Source organism: Streptomyces sp. NPDC059567, from assembly GCF_042735655.1.
Taxonomy (GTDB): domain Bacteria; phylum Actinomycetota; class Actinomycetes; order Streptomycetales; family Streptomycetaceae; genus Streptomyces.
In genome coordinates this window covers 93,207-109,834 of the sequence record NZ_JBHWBS010000004.1, presented here as the reverse complement: position 1 = coordinate 109,834, position 16,628 = coordinate 93,207, and the positions used below count along the sequence as shown (strand labels likewise).

Annotated in this window: 13 protein-coding genes and 1 pseudogene; 12 read left to right on the top strand and 2 right to left on the bottom strand. The window is 72.9% G+C overall.

Annotation, left to right across the window (positions count from 1 at the left end; genetic code table 11):
- Positions 1–27 precede the first annotated feature (27 nt).
- The 4 genes and pseudogenes from ACFVZW_RS03810 (at position 28) to ACFVZW_RS03795 (ending at position 3,497) form a co-directional block, all read left to right on the top strand.
- Positions 28–843, top strand: coding sequence for a DUF4239 domain-containing protein (locus ACFVZW_RS03810; RefSeq protein WP_384516271.1), 816 nt, complete (start codon positions 28–30; stop codon positions 841–843).
- Positions 844–1,002: 159 nt separating this feature from the next.
- Positions 1,003–2,436, top strand: coding sequence for a family 2B encapsulin nanocompartment shell protein (locus ACFVZW_RS03805; protein ID WP_384516269.1), 1,434 nt, complete (start codon positions 1,003–1,005; stop codon positions 2,434–2,436).
- Positions 2,437–2,538: 102 nt separating this feature from the next.
- A pseudogene (locus tag ACFVZW_RS03800) lies at positions 2,539–2,643 on the top strand (SAM-dependent methyltransferase); the annotation flags it as partial.
- Between the two features lie 68 nt (positions 2,644–2,711).
- Positions 2,712–3,497 (top strand): GNAT family N-acetyltransferase, encoded by a 786-nt coding sequence (locus tag ACFVZW_RS03795; protein WP_384516266.1) that lies wholly within the window; start codon positions 2,712–2,714, stop codon positions 3,495–3,497.
- Positions 3,498–3,513: 16 nt separating this feature from the next.
- On the opposite strand, the gene ACFVZW_RS03790 is transcribed toward ACFVZW_RS03795, so the two are convergent.
- Positions 3,514–4,329, bottom strand: a complete 816-nt coding sequence (locus ACFVZW_RS03790; RefSeq protein ID WP_384516263.1) for a pentapeptide repeat-containing protein — start codon at positions 4,327–4,329, stop codon at positions 3,514–3,516.
- A 98-nt stretch (positions 4,330–4,427) separates the two neighbouring features.
- On the opposite strand from ACFVZW_RS03790, the gene ACFVZW_RS03785 reads away from it, so the two are divergent.
- A complete protein-coding gene (locus tag ACFVZW_RS03785; RefSeq protein ID WP_384516260.1) occupies positions 4,428–5,948 on the top strand; it encodes an alpha/beta fold hydrolase in 1,521 nt (506 codons plus the stop codon).
- A gap of 163 nt (positions 5,949–6,111) precedes the next feature.
- Here ACFVZW_RS03785 and ACFVZW_RS03780 read toward each other — a convergent pair whose 3' ends face one another.
- Entirely contained in the window at positions 6,112–7,737 is a 1,626-nt protein-coding gene (locus ACFVZW_RS03780; protein WP_384516258.1) for an acyl-CoA synthetase, read from the bottom strand.
- A gap of 178 nt (positions 7,738–7,915) precedes the next feature.
- On the opposite strand from ACFVZW_RS03780, the gene ACFVZW_RS03775 reads away from it, so the two are divergent.
- The 7 genes from ACFVZW_RS03775 to ACFVZW_RS03745 all read left to right on the top strand — a co-directional run bounded on the left by ACFVZW_RS03775 (position 7,916) and on the right by ACFVZW_RS03745 (position 16,294).
- Positions 7,916–8,716, top strand: coding sequence for a crotonase/enoyl-CoA hydratase family protein (locus ACFVZW_RS03775; protein ID WP_384516255.1), 801 nt, complete (start codon positions 7,916–7,918; stop codon positions 8,714–8,716).
- A 359-nt stretch (positions 8,717–9,075) separates the two neighbouring features.
- The gene (locus ACFVZW_RS03770; protein WP_384516252.1) at positions 9,076–10,038 is read left to right on the top strand and encodes a Zn-ribbon domain-containing OB-fold protein; all 963 of its coding nucleotides are present in this window, start codon (positions 9,076–9,078) and stop codon (positions 10,036–10,038) included.
- Complete coding sequence (locus tag ACFVZW_RS03765; RefSeq protein ID WP_384516249.1) at positions 10,035–11,093, top strand: thiolase domain-containing protein; 1,059 nt, start codon at positions 10,035–10,037, stop codon at positions 11,091–11,093. The genes ACFVZW_RS03770 and ACFVZW_RS03765 overlap by 4 nt, the downstream gene beginning before the upstream one ends.
- The gene (locus tag ACFVZW_RS03760) at positions 11,086–12,252 is read left to right on the top strand and encodes a thiolase domain-containing protein (RefSeq protein WP_384516247.1); all 1,167 of its coding nucleotides are present in this window, start codon (positions 11,086–11,088) and stop codon (positions 12,250–12,252) included. The genes ACFVZW_RS03765 and ACFVZW_RS03760 overlap by 8 nt, the downstream gene beginning before the upstream one ends.
- Before the next feature lie 78 nt (positions 12,253–12,330).
- Positions 12,331–12,573, top strand: coding sequence for a DUF397 domain-containing protein (locus ACFVZW_RS03755; RefSeq protein WP_361859653.1), 243 nt, complete (start codon positions 12,331–12,333; stop codon positions 12,571–12,573).
- A 48-nt stretch (positions 12,574–12,621) separates the two neighbouring features.
- Positions 12,622–13,032 carry an ACT domain-containing protein gene (locus ACFVZW_RS03750; protein WP_384516244.1) on the top strand — a complete coding sequence of 137 codons (411 nt, stop codon included), beginning with the start codon at positions 12,622–12,624 and terminating at the stop codon, positions 13,030–13,032.
- Positions 13,033–13,411: 379 nt separating this feature from the next.
- Complete coding sequence (locus tag ACFVZW_RS03745) at positions 13,412–16,294, top strand: ATP-binding protein (RefSeq protein WP_384516415.1); 2,883 nt, start codon at positions 13,412–13,414, stop codon at positions 16,292–16,294.
- The last annotated feature ends 334 nt before the right edge of the window (positions 16,295–16,628 follow it).

The window sequence follows — 16,628 nt, the reverse complement described above, 5'->3', positions numbered from 1 at the left end:
GTGATCGCCCCGTTACGGTCGGTGACCGTGACACTCTGGCTGCTCAACCACCTCGGCACCCTCACTCTCGCGCTCGTGATCGTCGGCGGCACCGTCCTTGTGGCACTCGCCGGGAGCGTGCTGCTGCGCCGCAGACATCCCGGGCTCGCCGGCGGCGAGCACAACGACATGGTGGGTGTCGTCCTCGGCATGTTCGGCGCCATCTACGGGATCATCCTCGCCTTCGTGATCGTCACCCTGTGGACCCAGATGGAGAACACGCAGAACGTCGTCGCGGCCGAGGCCACCGGCGTCGCGCTCATCGTGCGGGACGCCCGCGCGTTCCCGCCCGCCGACCAGGCCCGGGTGAACGCCGCGGCCGACAGCTATGTGCATGCGGTCGTCGAGGTGCAGTGGCCGCTCATGAGGGAGGGGCGCGCGGACTACTCCGTCACCGGGGCCAAGCTCGAAGCGCTGTACGACGCCCTGCAGGCGTACGAACCCGTCACCGAGTCGCAGAAGACCTTCTACGCCCAGGCCGCCTCCAAGCTCGACGACGTGGCAGGGCAGCGCCGGGCCCGGCTCACGATGGCCGGCCAGCAACTGCCGCCGCTCCTCCAGGTCCTCGCGGTCGGCGGCGCCCTGGTCATCATCCCGCTCACCTTCCTCTACGGAATGCGCAGCCGGCGTATGCAACTGCTCTTCGTCGGGGCGGTGGCGGCGCTCATCGGCTTCAGCCTCCTGCTGGTCGTCGTGCTCGACCGGCCCTTCGCGGGAGAACTGAGCGTGAGCCCCGCGCCGTACCAGGAGGGCGCCCTCGCGCAGTTCTGGGAGCACACGCAGGAGGCCTCCGCCGTGCGATGACGCCCCGGACGGCGGAGCGCGCACGGGCGCTCGGGGGGCGCCCCGCCCGGATGAGTGCTGCGGCACGGCCCGCCACATGCATATGACGTCGGCAACGGTGCGTTAGATCTGGATGCGGAGAGTGACGAACGTAGAGATTTCCAGGAACGGAGTCAGACCATGTCGGTCGACACAGCGCAGACGGCGCCCGCCGCGACCCCCGGCCCCTCCGCCGAGGTGCGCCGGATCCAGCTCAGCCTCAGCACGGCCGCCGCGCGCAACCTCGCGACCACCACCAAGTCCGAACCCCAGATGCAGGGCATCAGCTCTCGCTGGTTGCTGCGCAAGCTGCCCTGGGTCCACACGCCCGGCGGCACGTACCGCGTCAACCGGCGCCTTTCGTACGTGGTCGGTGACGGCCGTGTGACCTTCGTCAAGAACGGCTCCAAGGTGGAGGTCATCCCGGCCGAGCTGGCCGAGCTTCCCCTGCTGCGCGGCTTCGACGACCCGACGGCGCTCGGCGCGCTCGCCGACCGCTTCGTGCAGAAGGAGTTCGAGCCCGGCCAGGTCATCGTGCACTCCGGCAAGAAGGCCGACCACGTCTATCTGATCGCGCACGGCAAGGTCGAGAAGGTCGGTGCCGGCAAATACGGTGACGAGACCCTGCTCGGACGGCTCGGCGACGGCGACACCTTCGGCGGCCATGTCCTCGCCGGCGACGGCAAGTGGGAGTTCACGGCGAAGGCCGCGACGGCGGTGACGCTCCTGGCGCTGCCCCAGTCGGCATACAAGGCCGTCGCGGACCAGTACGAGCACCTGGGCGCCCATGTGCGGGGCATCGGCTCCAACGGCCACCGTCGGCCCCTCAACAAGGCGGGTGAGGCTGCCATCGAGCTCAGCGCCGGCCACGTCGGCGAGGCGCTGCTGCCCGGTGCGTTCGCGGACTACGAACTCAAGCCGCGCGAGTACGAGTTGAGCGTCGCCCAGACCGTCCTGAAGGTGCACAGCCGGGTCGCCGACCTCTACAACCAGCCGATGAACCAGACGCAGCAGCAGTTGCGACTGACCATCCAGGAGCTGCGCGAACGCCAGGAGTACGAACTGGTCAACAACCCGGACTTCGGGCTCCTCAACAACACGGACTTCGACCAGCGCATCCAGACCCACTCGGGCCCGCCCACGCCGGACGACCTCGACGACCTGCTGAGCATGCGCCGCGGAACCCAGTTCCTCTTCGCCCACCCCCGGGCCATCGCCGCCTTCGGCAAGGAGTGCAACAAGCGCGGGCTCATGCTCGACTCCGTCGACATGGACGGGCACGCCATCCCGGCCTGGCGCGGTGTCCCGATCCTGCCCTGCGGCAAGATCGGCGTCAGCGAGCACCAGACCTCCTCGATCATCGCGATGCGGACCGGGGAGGACAACGAGGGCGTCATCGGGCTCTACCAGACCGGGATCCCCGACGAGATCGAGCCCGGCCTCAACTGCCGCTTCATGGGGATCGACGAGAAGGCGATCATCTCCTACCTCGTCTCCACCTACTACTCCGCCGCCGTCCTCGTCCCGGACGCGATCGGCATCCTGGAGAACGTCGAGGTACGTCCGCGCGCCTGAGCCCCGCCCGTTCCTTCGGTCCCCCACAAGAACCACGTAAGGAACCCCACGCATAACCAGGTTCCACTTCCGGAACATGCTGGACACCGGCTTCACCACCGGCTCGCGGCAGGCGGCTCCAACGCCACCGGCATCGAGGGCCCCTTCCTCACGGCGTACAGGGAAGGCAGCTTCCCCTACCTGATGATCGTCGCCGATCGGATCTGAGCGCGGTGCGTCGTCGGAGCGCGGATATCGGGTTGCCGCGCTCCGACCGCCGGTGCTGGAGTGGCCGCATGGACCATGAAGCGACACGCGCCCTGTACGACCGGCAGATGAGGCTGGGCGCCCGCCCCGACGGGCCCGGCTCGCGGGTGGAGCGGGACGGGGCGGTGGTACGGCTGACGGGTCCGGCGCACGCCTGGAACGCCGTGCTGTGGTCCGGCCTCGACGAGACCGACGCCGACGCGGTCATCGCCGAACAGGTCCGTCACTTCACCGCGTCGGGGCGGCCCTTCGAGTGGAAGGTGTACGGGCACGACCGCCCGGCCGACCTCCCCGCCCGGCTGCTGGCCGCCGGGTTCACCGCCGAGGACCAGGAGACGCTGATGGTCGCCGAGGCGGCCACGCTCCCCACGGCCGTGACGCTGCCCGAGGGCGTCGAGCTGATCGCGGTCACCGACGAGGCCGGAGTGAAGCTGGTGACCGAGGTCCACGACCGGGCCTTCGGCGGCGACAGCTCCCACATCGGCCGCCAGCTGCTCGACCGGCTTGCCGGCACCCCCGACACCGTCGCCGCCGTCGTCGCCATGGCCGGCGACGAGCCGGTGAGCGCGGCGCGGCTGGAGCTGTACCCCGGCACGGACTTCGCCGGTCTGTGGGGCGGCGGCACGGTCGGACCGTGGCGGGGCAAGGGCCTCTACCGGGCCCTGGTCGCCTTCAGGACCCGGATCGCCGTCGAGCGCGGCCATCGCTTCGTCCAGGTCGACGCGGCCGACACCAGCCGCCCGATCCTCCAGCGCCTCGGCTTCGCCGCGCTGACGACGACCACGCCGTACGTGTACGACCCCGAAGGCGCTTAAGGGCGTGTCCGGCGGATCAGGCCCGGGTCCGCGCCGCCCAGTGGGCCGGGCGCTCGAAGCCGGTCGGCAGGCGGGTCGAGGCGTCGCCGCGGGCCGCGTTCAGCTGGGGCTGGGTGAGGAACAGCGCACCGGTGAGGTCCGCACCGGAGAGATCGGCGTCGCGCAGGTCGGCGCCGATCAGGTCGGCCAGGGACAGATCCGCACCCGTCAGGTCGGCGGCGATCAGCAGCGATCCGCGCAGGTCGGCGCCCCGCAGCTTCGCCCCGCGCAGCCGGGCCCCGATCAGATCGGCACCCCGCCGGCTCTTGGTCCTGCCGCCCGCCGTGGCCCGGACCAGCGCGCTGGTCTTCAGCAACAGCGGGTTGACCTCTCCGCGGACCGGGGACACGTCCAGCTTCTCCAGCTCCGCCGCCGTGCCCTCGGTCAGGCCCTCCACCCGGGCCAGGGCCCGGCGCAGCTCGCCGTGGACGGGGCGGGCCGCGGGGAGGGCGAGGGCCTCGGTGAGATAGCGCAGCAGCTCGTGGAGCTGGCGCATCACGGGGAACACCTCGTACATCTGCCGTGCGCTCTCGGGGGCCTCGCGCCACGAGACCCCGCCGAAGGTGACCTGCGAGACCTTCTGACCGGCACCGAAGCAGTCGTACACCGTGCAGCCCGAGAATCCGCTCGGCCGCAGCTTGGTGTGGATGCCGCAGCGGAAGTCCTCCTGGAGGTTCCGGCACGGCTCGCCGGACGCCTTGTTCACCGCGAAGTCCGCGGACTTCGCGAAGGGCAGGGCGACGCAGCACAGTCCGAAGCAGTCGGCGCAGTCGCCTCGGAGGGTCTCGGGCATGGGTGAGCTGTTCCTTCGTGGGTGGGAGAATCCCACCGTATCGCGCTGTCGGCGAAATTGCTTGCGAAGATCATCCGGAGCCGTCGACGATCGGTGGCATGCCCACGTTCACGACGTACGACGGAATCGAACTCGCCTATGACATACGCGGGGAGGGTGAGGCGCTCGTCTGTCTGCCCGGCGGCCCCATGCGTGACGCCGCCTACCTCGGCGACCTCGGCGGCCTCGCCGCCCACCGTCGCCTGATCGTGCTCGACCTGCGCGGCACGGGCGCCAGCGCGGAGCCCTCGGATCCCGCTTCGTACCGTTGCGACCGTCAGGTGGCCGACGTGGAGGCGCTTCGGAGCCACCTCGGCCTGGAGCGGATCGACCTGCTCGGCCACTCGGCGTCCGGGAACCTTGCCACGCTGTACGCCGCGGCACACCCGGAGCGGGTGCGCTCCCTCGTCCTGGTCACCCCGGGCACGCAGGCCGTGGGCATCGGGATCACGGACGAGGAGTGGAACGAGGCGGGCGAGGTGTTCGCCGACGAGCCGTGGTACGCGGAGGCGAGGGCCGCCCTGACGACGATCGGCCCCGACACCCCCATGGCGCGGATCATGGAGCTCATCTCTCCCTTCGCCTACGGACGCTGGGACGAGGCGGCCCAGGCGCATGCGGCCGCCGTCAGAGACGAGGCGCACTGGGAGGCCGCGGGGGCCTACTACGCGCCCGGTGCCTTCGACCCCGAGACGACCAGGGCGGCGCTGCCCGCCGTCACCGCCCCCGTGCTGATCCTGGCGGGGGAGTACGACGGAGGGCCGTCCCCGGTGCGGGCGGCCGAGCTCGCCGAGCTCTTCCCGCATGCCGAGCTCGCAGTCCAGCACGGCGCGGGGCACTTCCCTTGGGTGGACGACGCGGGCGCCTTCGTGCGTCCGCTCGCCGCGTTCCTCGATCCCGAGGTCCGTACGGTCACCGTGGACGGGGTCCGTCTCGCGTACCGGGTGTGGGGCGAGGCCGACGCCGCGCCCGTGGTCCTGGTCCACGGCCGCGGCGGGAACAGCGCAGACTGGGCGCGGATCGCGGAGGAGCTGGCCGCCGACCGTCGGGTGTACGCCGTCGACCTGCGCGGGCACGGCCTGAGCGACTGGACGGGCCCGTACGGTTTCGACGTGTTCCGCGACGACCTGCGCGGATTCCTGAAGGAACTGGACCTCGTCGGTGCCGATGTGGTCGGCCACTCGATGGGCGGGGCCGCGGCCTACCTCCTCGCCATGGACGAACCGGGCCTGATCGGCCGGCTGGTCCTGGAGGAGGCGCCCGTCTTCTTCCCGCTCGACCCGCCCCGCGGCCATGCCGCGCGCCCCGAGGGACCTCTCGGTCTGGACTGGGACGTGGTGCTCGCGACCAACGCCCAGCTGAACGAGCCGGACCCCGCCTGGCGCGAGGGCCTTACCGCGCTCACGTCCCCGACCCTGATCCTGGCCGGGGGCCAGGACAGCCACCTCGTGCAGGAGCGGCTGTCATGGATGGCGGCCCGGATCCAGGACGGCCGACTCGTCACGATCGAGACGGGCCACGAGATCCACACGTCCCGACCGGCCGAGTTCCTCGCCGCTCTCCGGGAGTTCGGGATCTAGGGCCGGATCGACCGTCCGCGCCGGGCTCGGTGCGGTAGGCCCCGAGGCGCCCGTGTGGGACGCGATCGTCGCCGCGATGGCGGCGGCCACGACGCCCGGGGCAGCGCCCGAGGCGGCGCAGCTCCGGGCAGGCCGGCCGAGCAGCCCGCCCAGGTGCCGGTCGCTAGGCCCCCGCGTCCTCGGCCGCCGCCACCGTGCGGGCCCAGCGGTAGTCCGCCTTGCCGCTCGGGGAGCGCTCGATGCGGTCGGTGATCACCAGCTGGCGGGGGATCTTGTAGCCGGCGAGCCGGGTCCTGCAGTGGGTCTGCACGGTCTCCAGGTCGAGGGCGGGTGCCCCGGCGCGCAGCTGGACCACGGCCGCCACATGATTGCCCCACTTCGCGTCCGGGACCCCGGCCACCAGCGCGTCGTACACGTCCGGATGGGACTTGAGCGCCTGCTCGACCTCCTCCGGATAGACCTTCTCGCCGCCGGTGTTGATGCACTGGGAGCCGCGCCCGAGGACGGTGACGATGCCGTCCTCGTCCACGGTGGCCATGTCGCCGAGGAGCACCCAGCGCTCGTCGCCCTTCCGAAAGAAGGTCTCGGCCGTCTTCGCCGGGTCGTTGTAGTAGCCGAGCGGCACATGGCCGCGCTGGGCGAGGCGCCCCACTTCGCCGACCGCGACCTCCGCGTACGTCGCCGGGTCCACGACCCGCGTGCGCTCGTTGACCTCCAGGCGGAAGCCCTTCTCCGGACCCGAGTCGTCCGTCGCCTTGCCGTTGGACCCGGATTCCGAGGAGCCGAAGTTGTTCAGGAGCAGCACGTTCGGCACGAGCGCCTGGAACTGCGCCCGTACCGTCTCCGACATGATCGCCCCGGAGGAGGAGACGCTGAACAGGGAGGAGAGGTCCGTGCCCTTGAGCGGGCCGTGGAGCGCGTCGACCAGCGGCCTCAGCATGGCGTCGCCGACCAGCGACACGCTCGAGACCTTCTCCTTCTCGATCGTCCGGAGGACCTCCTCGGGCGCGTACTTGCGGTGGATGACCACCCGCTGCCCGTAGTTGAAGGCGATGAACGAGGTCAGCGTCGAAGTCCCGTGCATCAAAGGGGGAGCGGGGAAGAAGGTGATCCCCGAGCCGCCCGCCGCGACCCGCTCGGCCAGCTCCTCGGGCCGCTTGACCGGTTCGCCCGCCGGGTCGCCGCCGAAGAGCCCGGCGAAGAAGAGGTCCTCCTGGCGCCACATGACGCCCTTCGGCATCCCCGTCGTACCGCCCGTGTAGATGATGAAGAGGTCGTCCGCCGAGCGCGGTCCGAAGCCGCGCTCCGGGGAGCCCCCGGCCTCGGCGTCCGCGAACGCGGCGCAGGAGAGCTCCGGGGAACCCTCGGGCGGGGTCCCCACCCGCACGAGGTGCCGCAGCTTCTCCGTCTGCGGCAGTGCGGCCGCGACCCGTTCGGTGAACTCGGCGTCGAAGACGAGCGCGGCCAGATCGGCGTCCCGGTAGAGGTAGACCAGCTCCTCCTCCACGTAGCGGTAGTTCACGTTGACCGGGACGATCCGCGCCTTCAGGCAGGCCAGGACGGTCTGCAGATACTCGATGCCGTTGTACAGGTGCAGGCCCAGATGCTCGCCCGGCCGGATGCCGGAGTCGGTCAGATGGTGGGCGAGGCGGTTGGCGGCGGCGTCGAGCTCCGCGTACGTGAGCCGGCGCTCTGCCCCCGTGCCCGGGTGGTCGACGTACACGAGCGCCTCGCGGTCCGGGACCACGTCGACGACCGACTCGAACAGGTCGGCAAGGTTGTACTCCACCGTTCCTCCTGACTCCGCTGGTCGTCCTGGCCTGCACCGGCCGAGGCGGTCATTAGAGCGCCGACGGGCGACGGTGGGAAGGGGGTGCGCAGAAGAATCTGACTGAGTGTCAGAAAACTATTGAACTGGACGCGCACCTACTGCAACCTGTTCCAGGTCTGGAGACGGGAGGACGTCCATGGGTGGGACCGAACACCTCACCGTGCAGCGCGAAGGCGCCACACTCGTGCTCACACTCAACCGGCCGGAGGCAAAGAACGCGCTCTCGCTGCCCATGCTGGTAGGGCTGTACGACGGCTGGCTGGAGGCCGATGCCGACGACACGATCCGCTCCGTCGTCCTGACCGGGGCGGGCGGCTCCTTCTGCGCCGGGATGGACCTCAAGGCCCTGGCGGGCAAGGGGATGGAGGGCGAGCAGTACCGGGACCGCATGACGGCCGACCCCGATCTGCACTGGAAGGCGATGCTGCGCCACCACCGCCCGCGCAAGCCGGTCATCGCCGCCGTCGAGGGCTACTGCGTCGCCGGCGGCACCGAGATCCTCCAGGGCACCGACATCAGGATCGCGGGCTCCTCCGCCACGTTCGGGCTCTTCGAGGTGAAACGCGGACTGTTCCCGATCGGCGGGTCGACCGTCCGCCTGCCCCGGCAGATCGCCCGGACCCACGCGCTCGAAATGCTGCTGACCGGCCGCCCGTACAGCGCGGAGGAGGCCGCCCGCATCGGGCTCGTCGGCCGTGTCGTCCCCGACGGCACGACGCTGGAGGCGGCCCTCGCCGTCGCCGAACAGATCAACGCGTGCGGGCCGCTGGCGGTCGAGGCGGTCAAGGCGTCGGTGTACGAGACCGCCGAGATGACCGAGACCGAGGGGCTGGCGGCCGAGCTGAAGCGCGGCTGGCCGATCTTCGCAACGGCCGACGCGAAGGAGGGGGCGCGCGCGTTCGCGGAGAAGCGGAAGCCGGTGTACCGCCGGGAGTGACCTGCCCCGAGCCCACCCCTCCCGAACCGGGGCTCCGCCCCGGACCCCTGGCCTCGAACGCCCCCTACGCCCTGAATGCGTGGGGCCTCCAGAGGGGCTGGATTTCGCCCACGGGCGGAATCTCAGCCCGTCCGGCGTTCGAGGACACGCCCGCAGTCCCCCTACGCCCTGCGGGCGTGATGGGACCCCCAACGGGGGCTGGGGGCTTGCCCCCAGTTCGGGAAGTGGGGGTCCCCCCACGCCAGCAGGCGTAGGGGGAGGGGTGACCGGAAGGCCCCGCGCAGCGGCCTCCGGGCCTCCGCCCGCATCGACCCGCACGACGCACCGATCCGTACCGACCCCGGACCAAGGAGCCCCCATTGCCCCCCGCGCCCGCGCCAGAGACACTTCGCGCACCCCTCGTCGTCGAGTTTCCCTTCACCCGGTCCCTCGGGCCCGTGCAGTCCGCGTTTCTGACCGGGCTCCGCGAGCGCACCGTGCTCGGGGTACGGACCGCGGGCGGGCGCGTGCTCGTGCCGCCCGTCGAGTACGACCCCGAGACCGCGGCCGAACTCCGGGAACTCGTCGAGGTCGGCGCCACCGGCACCGTCACCACCTGGGCCTGGAACCCCGAACCCCGCCCCGGGCAACCGCTCACGACCCCCTTCGCCTGGGTCCTCGTACGGCTCGACGGCGCCGACACCGCACTGCTGCACGCCCTCGACGCGCCCGGACCCGACGCCGTCCGCACCGGGATGCGGGTCCGGATCCGCTGGGCCGCCGAACGGGCCGGCGCCATCACCGACATCGCCTGCTTCGAACCGGCCGAGAGCGGCGAGCCCGTGACCGAGGCGCGCGATCACGACGGCGCCTTCGACGACCCCGTCACCGGCATCGTCGCGCCCGCCCGCCTCGACTACACGTACAGCCCCGGCCGCGCCCAGACCGGCTACCTCCGGGCGCTCGCCGACAACAGGACCGTCGGGGAGCGCTGCCCGTCCTGCACGAAGGTCTACGTGCCGCCCCGCGGCGCCTGCCCCACCTGTGGCGTCGCCACGACCGAACAGGTCGAGGTCGGCCCGCGCGGCACCGTGACCACCTTCTGCATCGTCAACATCAAGGCCCGCGGTCTCGACATCGAAGTCCCGTACGTCTACGCCCACATCGCCCTGGACGGCGCCGGGCTCGCCCTCCACGGCCGCATCGGCGGCATCCCGTACGACCAGGTCCGCATGGGGCTGCGCGTCGAACCGGTATGGAGCGAGGACGGCCGCTACCCCGACCACTACCGGCCCTGCGGCGAGCCCGACGCCGACTACGACACGTACAAGGAGCTGCTGTGACGCCGGACCGAGAGGTGGCGATCGTCGCCTTCGCCCAGACCGACCATCTCCGTACCACCGACGAGTCCTCCGAGGTCGAGATGGTCATGCCCGTCCTCCACGAGGTGCTGCGGCAGACCGGCCTGAAGACCTCCGACATCGGCTTCACCTGCTCCGGCTCCTCCGACTACCTCGCCGGGCGCGCCTTCTCCTTCACCATGGCCCTGGACGGCGTCGGCGCCTGGCCGCCGATCTCCGAGTCCCACGTCGAGACGGACGGCGCCTGGGCGCTCTACGAGGCATGGGTGAAGCTGCTGACCGGCGAGGCCGACACCGCGCTCGTCTACTCCTACGGGAAGTCCTCGCCCGGCTCCGTGCGCGACGTCCTCACCCGCCAGCTGGACCCCTACTACCTCGCCCCGCTCTGGCCCGACTCCGTCGCCCTCGCCGCACTCCAGGCACAGGCGCTCATCGACGCGGGCCACACGGACGAACCCGCCCTGGCCTCCATCGCCACCCGCAGCCGCGAGGACGCGAGCGCCAACCCGCACGCCCAGCTGCCCGGCGCCCGCCCCCAGGGCGAGTACGTCGTCGGTCCTCTGCGCACCGGCGACTGCCCGCCCATCGGGGACGGCGCCGCCGCCGTGATCCTCGCGGTCGGGGACAGGGCCCGGGAGCTATGCGAGCGGCCCGCCTGGATCCGCGGCATGGACCACCGGATCGAGCCCCACGCCCTCGGGGTGCGCGACCTCACCGACTCGCCCTCCACCCGGCTCGCCGCCGAACGCGCCGGCGCCTTCGAACGGCCGGTCGACACCGCCGAGCTGCACGCGCCGTTCAGCTCCCAGGAGGTCGTGCTCCGCCGAGCCCTCGACCTCGACGACAGGGTGAGGGTCAACCCGTCCGGCGGAGCGCTCGCCGCCAACCCCATGATGGCCGCCGGCCTCATCCGGCTCGGCGAGGCCGCCGCCCGCATCCACCGGGGCGCCTCCGACCGCGCCCTCGCCCACGCCACCTCCGGCCCCTGCCTGCAGCAGAACCTGGTCGCCGTCCTGGAAGGGGAGAACCGTGCCTAAGGAGCCAGTCGCCGTCGTCGGGATAGGCCAGACCAAGCACGTGGCCGCCCGGCATGACGTCTCCATCGCCGGACTCGTCCGCGAGGCCGCCCTGCGCGCCCTGGAGGACGCCGAGCTGACCTGGGCGGACATCGACGCCGTCGTCATCGGCAAGGCCCCCGACTTCTTCGAGGGCGTGATGATGCCGGAGCTGTACCTCGCCGACGCCCTCGGCGCGGTCGGCAAGCCCATGCTCCGCGTCCACACCGCCGGTTCCGTCGGCGGATCCACCGCGCTCGTCGCCGCGAACCTGGTGGCCGCCCGCGTGCACGGCACCGTCCTCACCCTCGCCTTCGAGAAGCAGTCCGAGTCGAACGCGATGTGGGGCCTGTCCCTGCCGGTCCCGTTCCAGCAGCCGCTCCTCGCCGGGGCGGGCGGGTTCTTCGCCCCGCACGTCCGCGCCTACATGCGCCGCACCGGAGCCCCCGACACGGTCGGCTCCCTCGTCGCGTACAAGGACCGGCGCAACGCGCTGAAGAACCCGTACGCCCATCTCCACGAGCACGACATCACCCTGGAGAAGGTCCAGGCGTCGCCGATGCTGTGGGACCCGATCCGCTACTCGGAGACCTGCCCGTCCTCCGACGGCGCCTGCGCGATGGTCCTCACCGACCGTGCGGGGGCCGAGCGTTCGCCCCGGCCGCCCGCCTGGGTGCACGGCGGCGCGATGCGCAGCGAGCCCACGCTCTTCGCAGGCAAGGACTTCGTCTCGCCGCAGGCCGGAAAGGACTGCGCCGCCGACGTCTACCGGCAGGCCGGGATCACCGACCCGCGCCGGGAGATCGACGCCGTCGAGATGTACGTCCCGTTCTCCTGGTACGAGCCGATGTGGCTGGAGAACCTGGGCTTCGCCGAGGAGGGCGAGGGCTGGAAACTCACCGAGGCCGGGGTCACCGAACTCGACGGCGACCTGCCGGTGAACCCCTCGGGCGGCGTGCTCTCCACCAACCCCATCGGAGCCTCCGGAATGATCCGCTTCGCGGAGGCCGCGCTCCAGGTGCGCGGGCAGGCCGGCGAACACCAGGTGGACGGGGCGCGAAGGGCGCTCGGACACGCGTACGGAGGGGGCGCGCAGTTCTTCTCCATGTGGCTCGTGGGGGACCGGCCGCCGGCGGCCTGAGGTCTGTCGGCACCCGGTGCCGCTCGCTACCCTGAGCCCTCGGACGACGATGTTGCGGGATGCGGGAGGAGCACGGACGTGGCGGAGAGCACCACCACCCAGCACGCCTTCGCGGGCTGGGACAAGCCGGAACTCGACCTCAGCGAGGCCGACTGGCGGTCGAGCAGCCAGGGCGCGGGCGACGTCCAGATCGCCTTCGTGGAGGGCTTCATCGCGATGCGTAACGGAGGGCGGCCCGAGGCGCCGTCGCTGATCTTCACCCCGGCCGAGTGGCGGGCGTTCGTGGTCAACGCCCGCGAAGGTGAGTTCGATCTGACCTGACGCGCTGTCATCGCTGCTGGTGGTCCCGCCCGTCCTAGGGTGGTGATCATGAGTGCAGAGCGTGATCTGACCCGGCTCGTCGCCGGGATGCGGCCGGAACTGAACCCCGGCCGCTATGTCTTCGTCACCGTGGACGGCCCCGCTCCGGCGGGCGTCGTCCCGGTCGCCACCGTCGCCGAGCGCGAGGGGCTCACCCTGGTCGTACGCCAGGAGGAGGCTGATGCGGCCTCTCTGGCGTACGACTATGTGGCCGGTTGGATCACGCTGCGGGTCCACTCCGCCCTCGACGCCGTCGGACTCACCGCCGCCGTCGCTCGCGAACTCGCCGACGCCGGGCTGAGCTGCAACGTCGTGGCCGGCTTCCACCACGACCACCTCTTCGTCGAACACGCCCGCGCGGACGAGGCGTTGACCGTGTTGCACCGCCTCGCGGAGCGGGCCACCCGGTCTTCCGTCTAAGGGTCACAGGGGGCGCCTACCGGCGTACGCTGGGATCTTCGCGGGGCCTCGGCCCGGCCGCACTCATCCGCGCGCCGGGTGTGCGCCCCCGGCGTGGGGGTGGAACGTGACAGTACGGAGCGACAGGGCGGGCCGCCGTGGCTTCGGCCTCTTCGAGCGCGAGGACGAACTCGCCGCGGCGGAAGAGGCGTTGAACCTGCTGACGGGTCTCGGAGGCGACGACCCGTGGCCGGCTCAGCCGGCCTCGGCCGAGCGGGTCCCGCTTCCGCGCGAGGACACGGAGCAGCCGGCACCGGAGGGGCACCGGCTGCCTCTGCTGAGGGGCGCGGCCCGGCACGTCGGCGCGGCACGCGAGGATCACGACGGCGTCGCACGGCGGATGGCGCCGGCGGCTCCGGACGCCGGGACGCCGCGCGAGGGCCAGGACGCCTCCGGACAGCCAGTGGGCCCGGACGCCGGACCTCCGGGCCCGCGGGGGATCCGCACCCCGCGCGGCGGCATACTCGCCTACGCCGCGCCCGCCGGACTCGGGAAGACCACACTGCTCGCCGAGATCCGGCGGCGCGCCGCCGGCAAGGGCTGCGCCGTGCTCTCCGCCCGGGGCGGGGACCAGGAACAGCAGGTGGCGTTCCACGTCGCCCGGCAGCTGCTGCAGCCCCAGCTCGCCGCCTCGTCCGACACCGAACTCCGCACACAGCTCGGCAGTTGGTACGACATCGTCGGCCCCGCCCTCGGGCTGTGCACCGCCGGCGAGGGCGCGCCGCCCGACCCGCAGGGGCTGCGCGACGGACTCGACTGGGTCCTGACCCACCTCGCCGTCCGACGCGCCCCGCTCGTCGTCGTCCTCGACGACGCCCACTGGGCCGACCCCGAGTCCCTCGGCTGGCTCTCCGCCTTCGCGCCCCGCGCCGAAGAGCTGCCGATGCTCCTCGTCGTCGCCTACCGCCCCGACGAACTTCCCGACACCGGAGAGGAGTTCACCGGCCGGCGGTCGGGGCAGCGGCCCCTCGGGCTCGAACCGCTCACCTCCTCCGCCATCGCCCGCCTGGTGCGCGACCGCGTCGGCGCCCACGCCGACGACACCTTCTGCCGGGAGTGCTGGGCGGTCACCTCCGGGAACCCCTTCGAAGCCGTCGAACTCGCGGCCAAGGTCCGCGACCGCGGCCTCGAACCCACCGCGGAGGGCGCCCACGAGCTCCGCGACCTCGCCGCCGCCGCGAAGGGCAGCGGACTCGCCGCGCGCCTCGAACGGCTCGGCACCGCCACCGTCCGCCTCGCCTGGGCCTGCGCCGTCCTCGGCACCGAGATCTCCCCGCAGCTCGCCGGCGCGGTCGCCGGACTCGGCGGAGAAGCCGTCGCCGACTGCGCCGAGCGCCTGCGCGACGCCCGCATCCTCGCCGGCACCGAGACCCTTGAATTCGTCCACCCGCTGATCGCGACCGCCGTCTACAAGGCGATCCCCGCCGCCACCCGCGTCGCGCTGCACGGCCAGGCCGCCTGGTGCGTCATCGACGCGGGCCTCGGTGCCGGCGCCGCCGCCCGGCACCTCCTGGAGACCCACCCCGAGGGCGACCCCTGGGTCGTCGAACAGCTGCGCGCCGCCGCCCACGAGAACCTGCGTGCCGGTGCTCCCGACGCGGCCCGCCGCTTCCTCGCCCGCGCCCTGCGCGAACCGCCCGCCGACGACGACCGCGCCGCCGTCCTCTTCGAGCTCGGCAGCGCCTCGCTCCTCACCGAGCCCGCCACCACCGTCAACCACCTGCGCGCCGCCCTGGCCGAGCCCGTCTCCGACCCTGCCCTGCGCCACGGCATCGTCTACCGGCTCTCCCAGGTCCTCGCCCACAGCGACCGGCTCGTGGAGGCCTCCGAGCTCCTCGGGCGCGAGTCCCGGCTCACCACCGACGCCCGCAGCCGGCTCCGCATGCAGGCGGAGAAGTTCATGTGGGACGCCTTCCGCGCGGACGAACCCGACTCACCCGCCCGCTCCCGCCGGCTGTCCCGGCTCGCCGACCGGCTCACCGGCCGCGACCTCACCGAGCGGTACGTCATCGGCCTGCGCGCCTGGGACGCCACCCTGCGCGCCGAACCCTCCGCCGTCGCCGTCGGCCACGCCGAGCGCGCGCTGGAGGGCGGTCTGAGCTGGGCCGACGAGAGCCGTGGCTTCGAGGTCCCGGTCCTGGTGGCCCTCACCTTCCTCTACGCCGACCGGCCCGGCCGTGCCGAGGAGCTCTTCGCGGCCGGCACCGCCGAGTTCGAGCGCCAGGGCTGGCGCGGAGCGCACCTCTCCTTCGCGTACACCCTCCTCGGCTACATCCGCTACCGGCGCGGCCGGCTCGTCGAGGCCGAGGACTTCGTCCGTGCGGGACTGCGCCTCGCCGAGCGCGTCGGCCCCCGCACCCCCGCCCAGTGGTACGCCGTCGGCGTCATGGTCGAGGTGCTGCTCGCCCGCGGGCGGGTCGAGGAGGCCGACCGGATCGCCCGTACCCACGACTTCGGCGAGCCGTTCCCCGCCGCGGTGACCTTCCCGGACTCCCAGACCGTGTACGCCGAACTGCTCCTGGCCCGGGGACACGTCGAGGAGGCCGCGGCCGAGCTGGCCGCGGTCGGCCGCCGCCTCGACCCGCGGGGGATGCGCAACCCGGCCTGGTGCCCCTGGCAGCTCCACCTCGCCCTCGCCGAGGTGCGTGAGACCCCCGAGCGGGCCCGCGAGACCGCCCTGGAGGCGGTCGCCCGCGCCCGCCAGTACGGCGCGCCGTCCGCGATCGGCCAGGCGCTGCGCGTGACCGCGGAGGTCGCCGGCGGCGACGAGCGGGTGAAGCTCCTGGAGGAGTCCGTCGACTGGCTGGAGCGGTCGCCCGCCGCGTACGAGCTGGCGCGCTCCCTCGTCGCCCTCGGTGCCGCCCTGCGCCGCACCGGCCGCACGGACGAGGCCGCGGAGTACCTCTACCGAGGTCTGGAGGCGGCCCAGACCTGCGGCGCGGACGGCCTGGGGGAGGAGGCCCGCGCCGAGCTCACCGCCGCCGGGCTCCGGCCCCGCACGCTCCACTCGGCCGGCACGGACACGCTCACCGCGCGTGAGCTCGCCGCCGCCGAGCTCACCGTCCGTGGCGAGGACGCGGCGGCCGCCCTGGAAGCCGACGCGGCCGCCGTGACGCAGCTCCTCTCCGCCGTCTACCGCAAACTCGGCACCGACCGCTCCGGCCTCGCCCAGGCTCTGCGCAAGACAGGCCGCGAGACGCCGGACCCCGGCCGTCCCGCCTGACCGCGCGGGCGCCCGCGGGTCCCGTTCGGCACGTGGGTCCGGACAGGTCGTCGCACCCGCGCGCGGGGCGCCCGGAGGACGTGGGGTCCGGCTCCCGACCCGCCGTCGGAGTCGGCCAGAGGTCTGGGCCCGACCCGCCCTCGCACCAGCGCGGCGGGCGCATGCACTGAGGTGCGCTCGGCCGGTCCGGGGACGTGGGGACCTCGTCGGACCCACCCACCGGGCCGTCCGGCGGGTGGGTCCGGGGCCGGCGGCGGCGGCGCGGGCCGGGCCCGCCCCCCGACCGGCGGGCCCCCCCTCCGAGCCGTCCCGAGCGGCCCACCGCGCCCGCCCC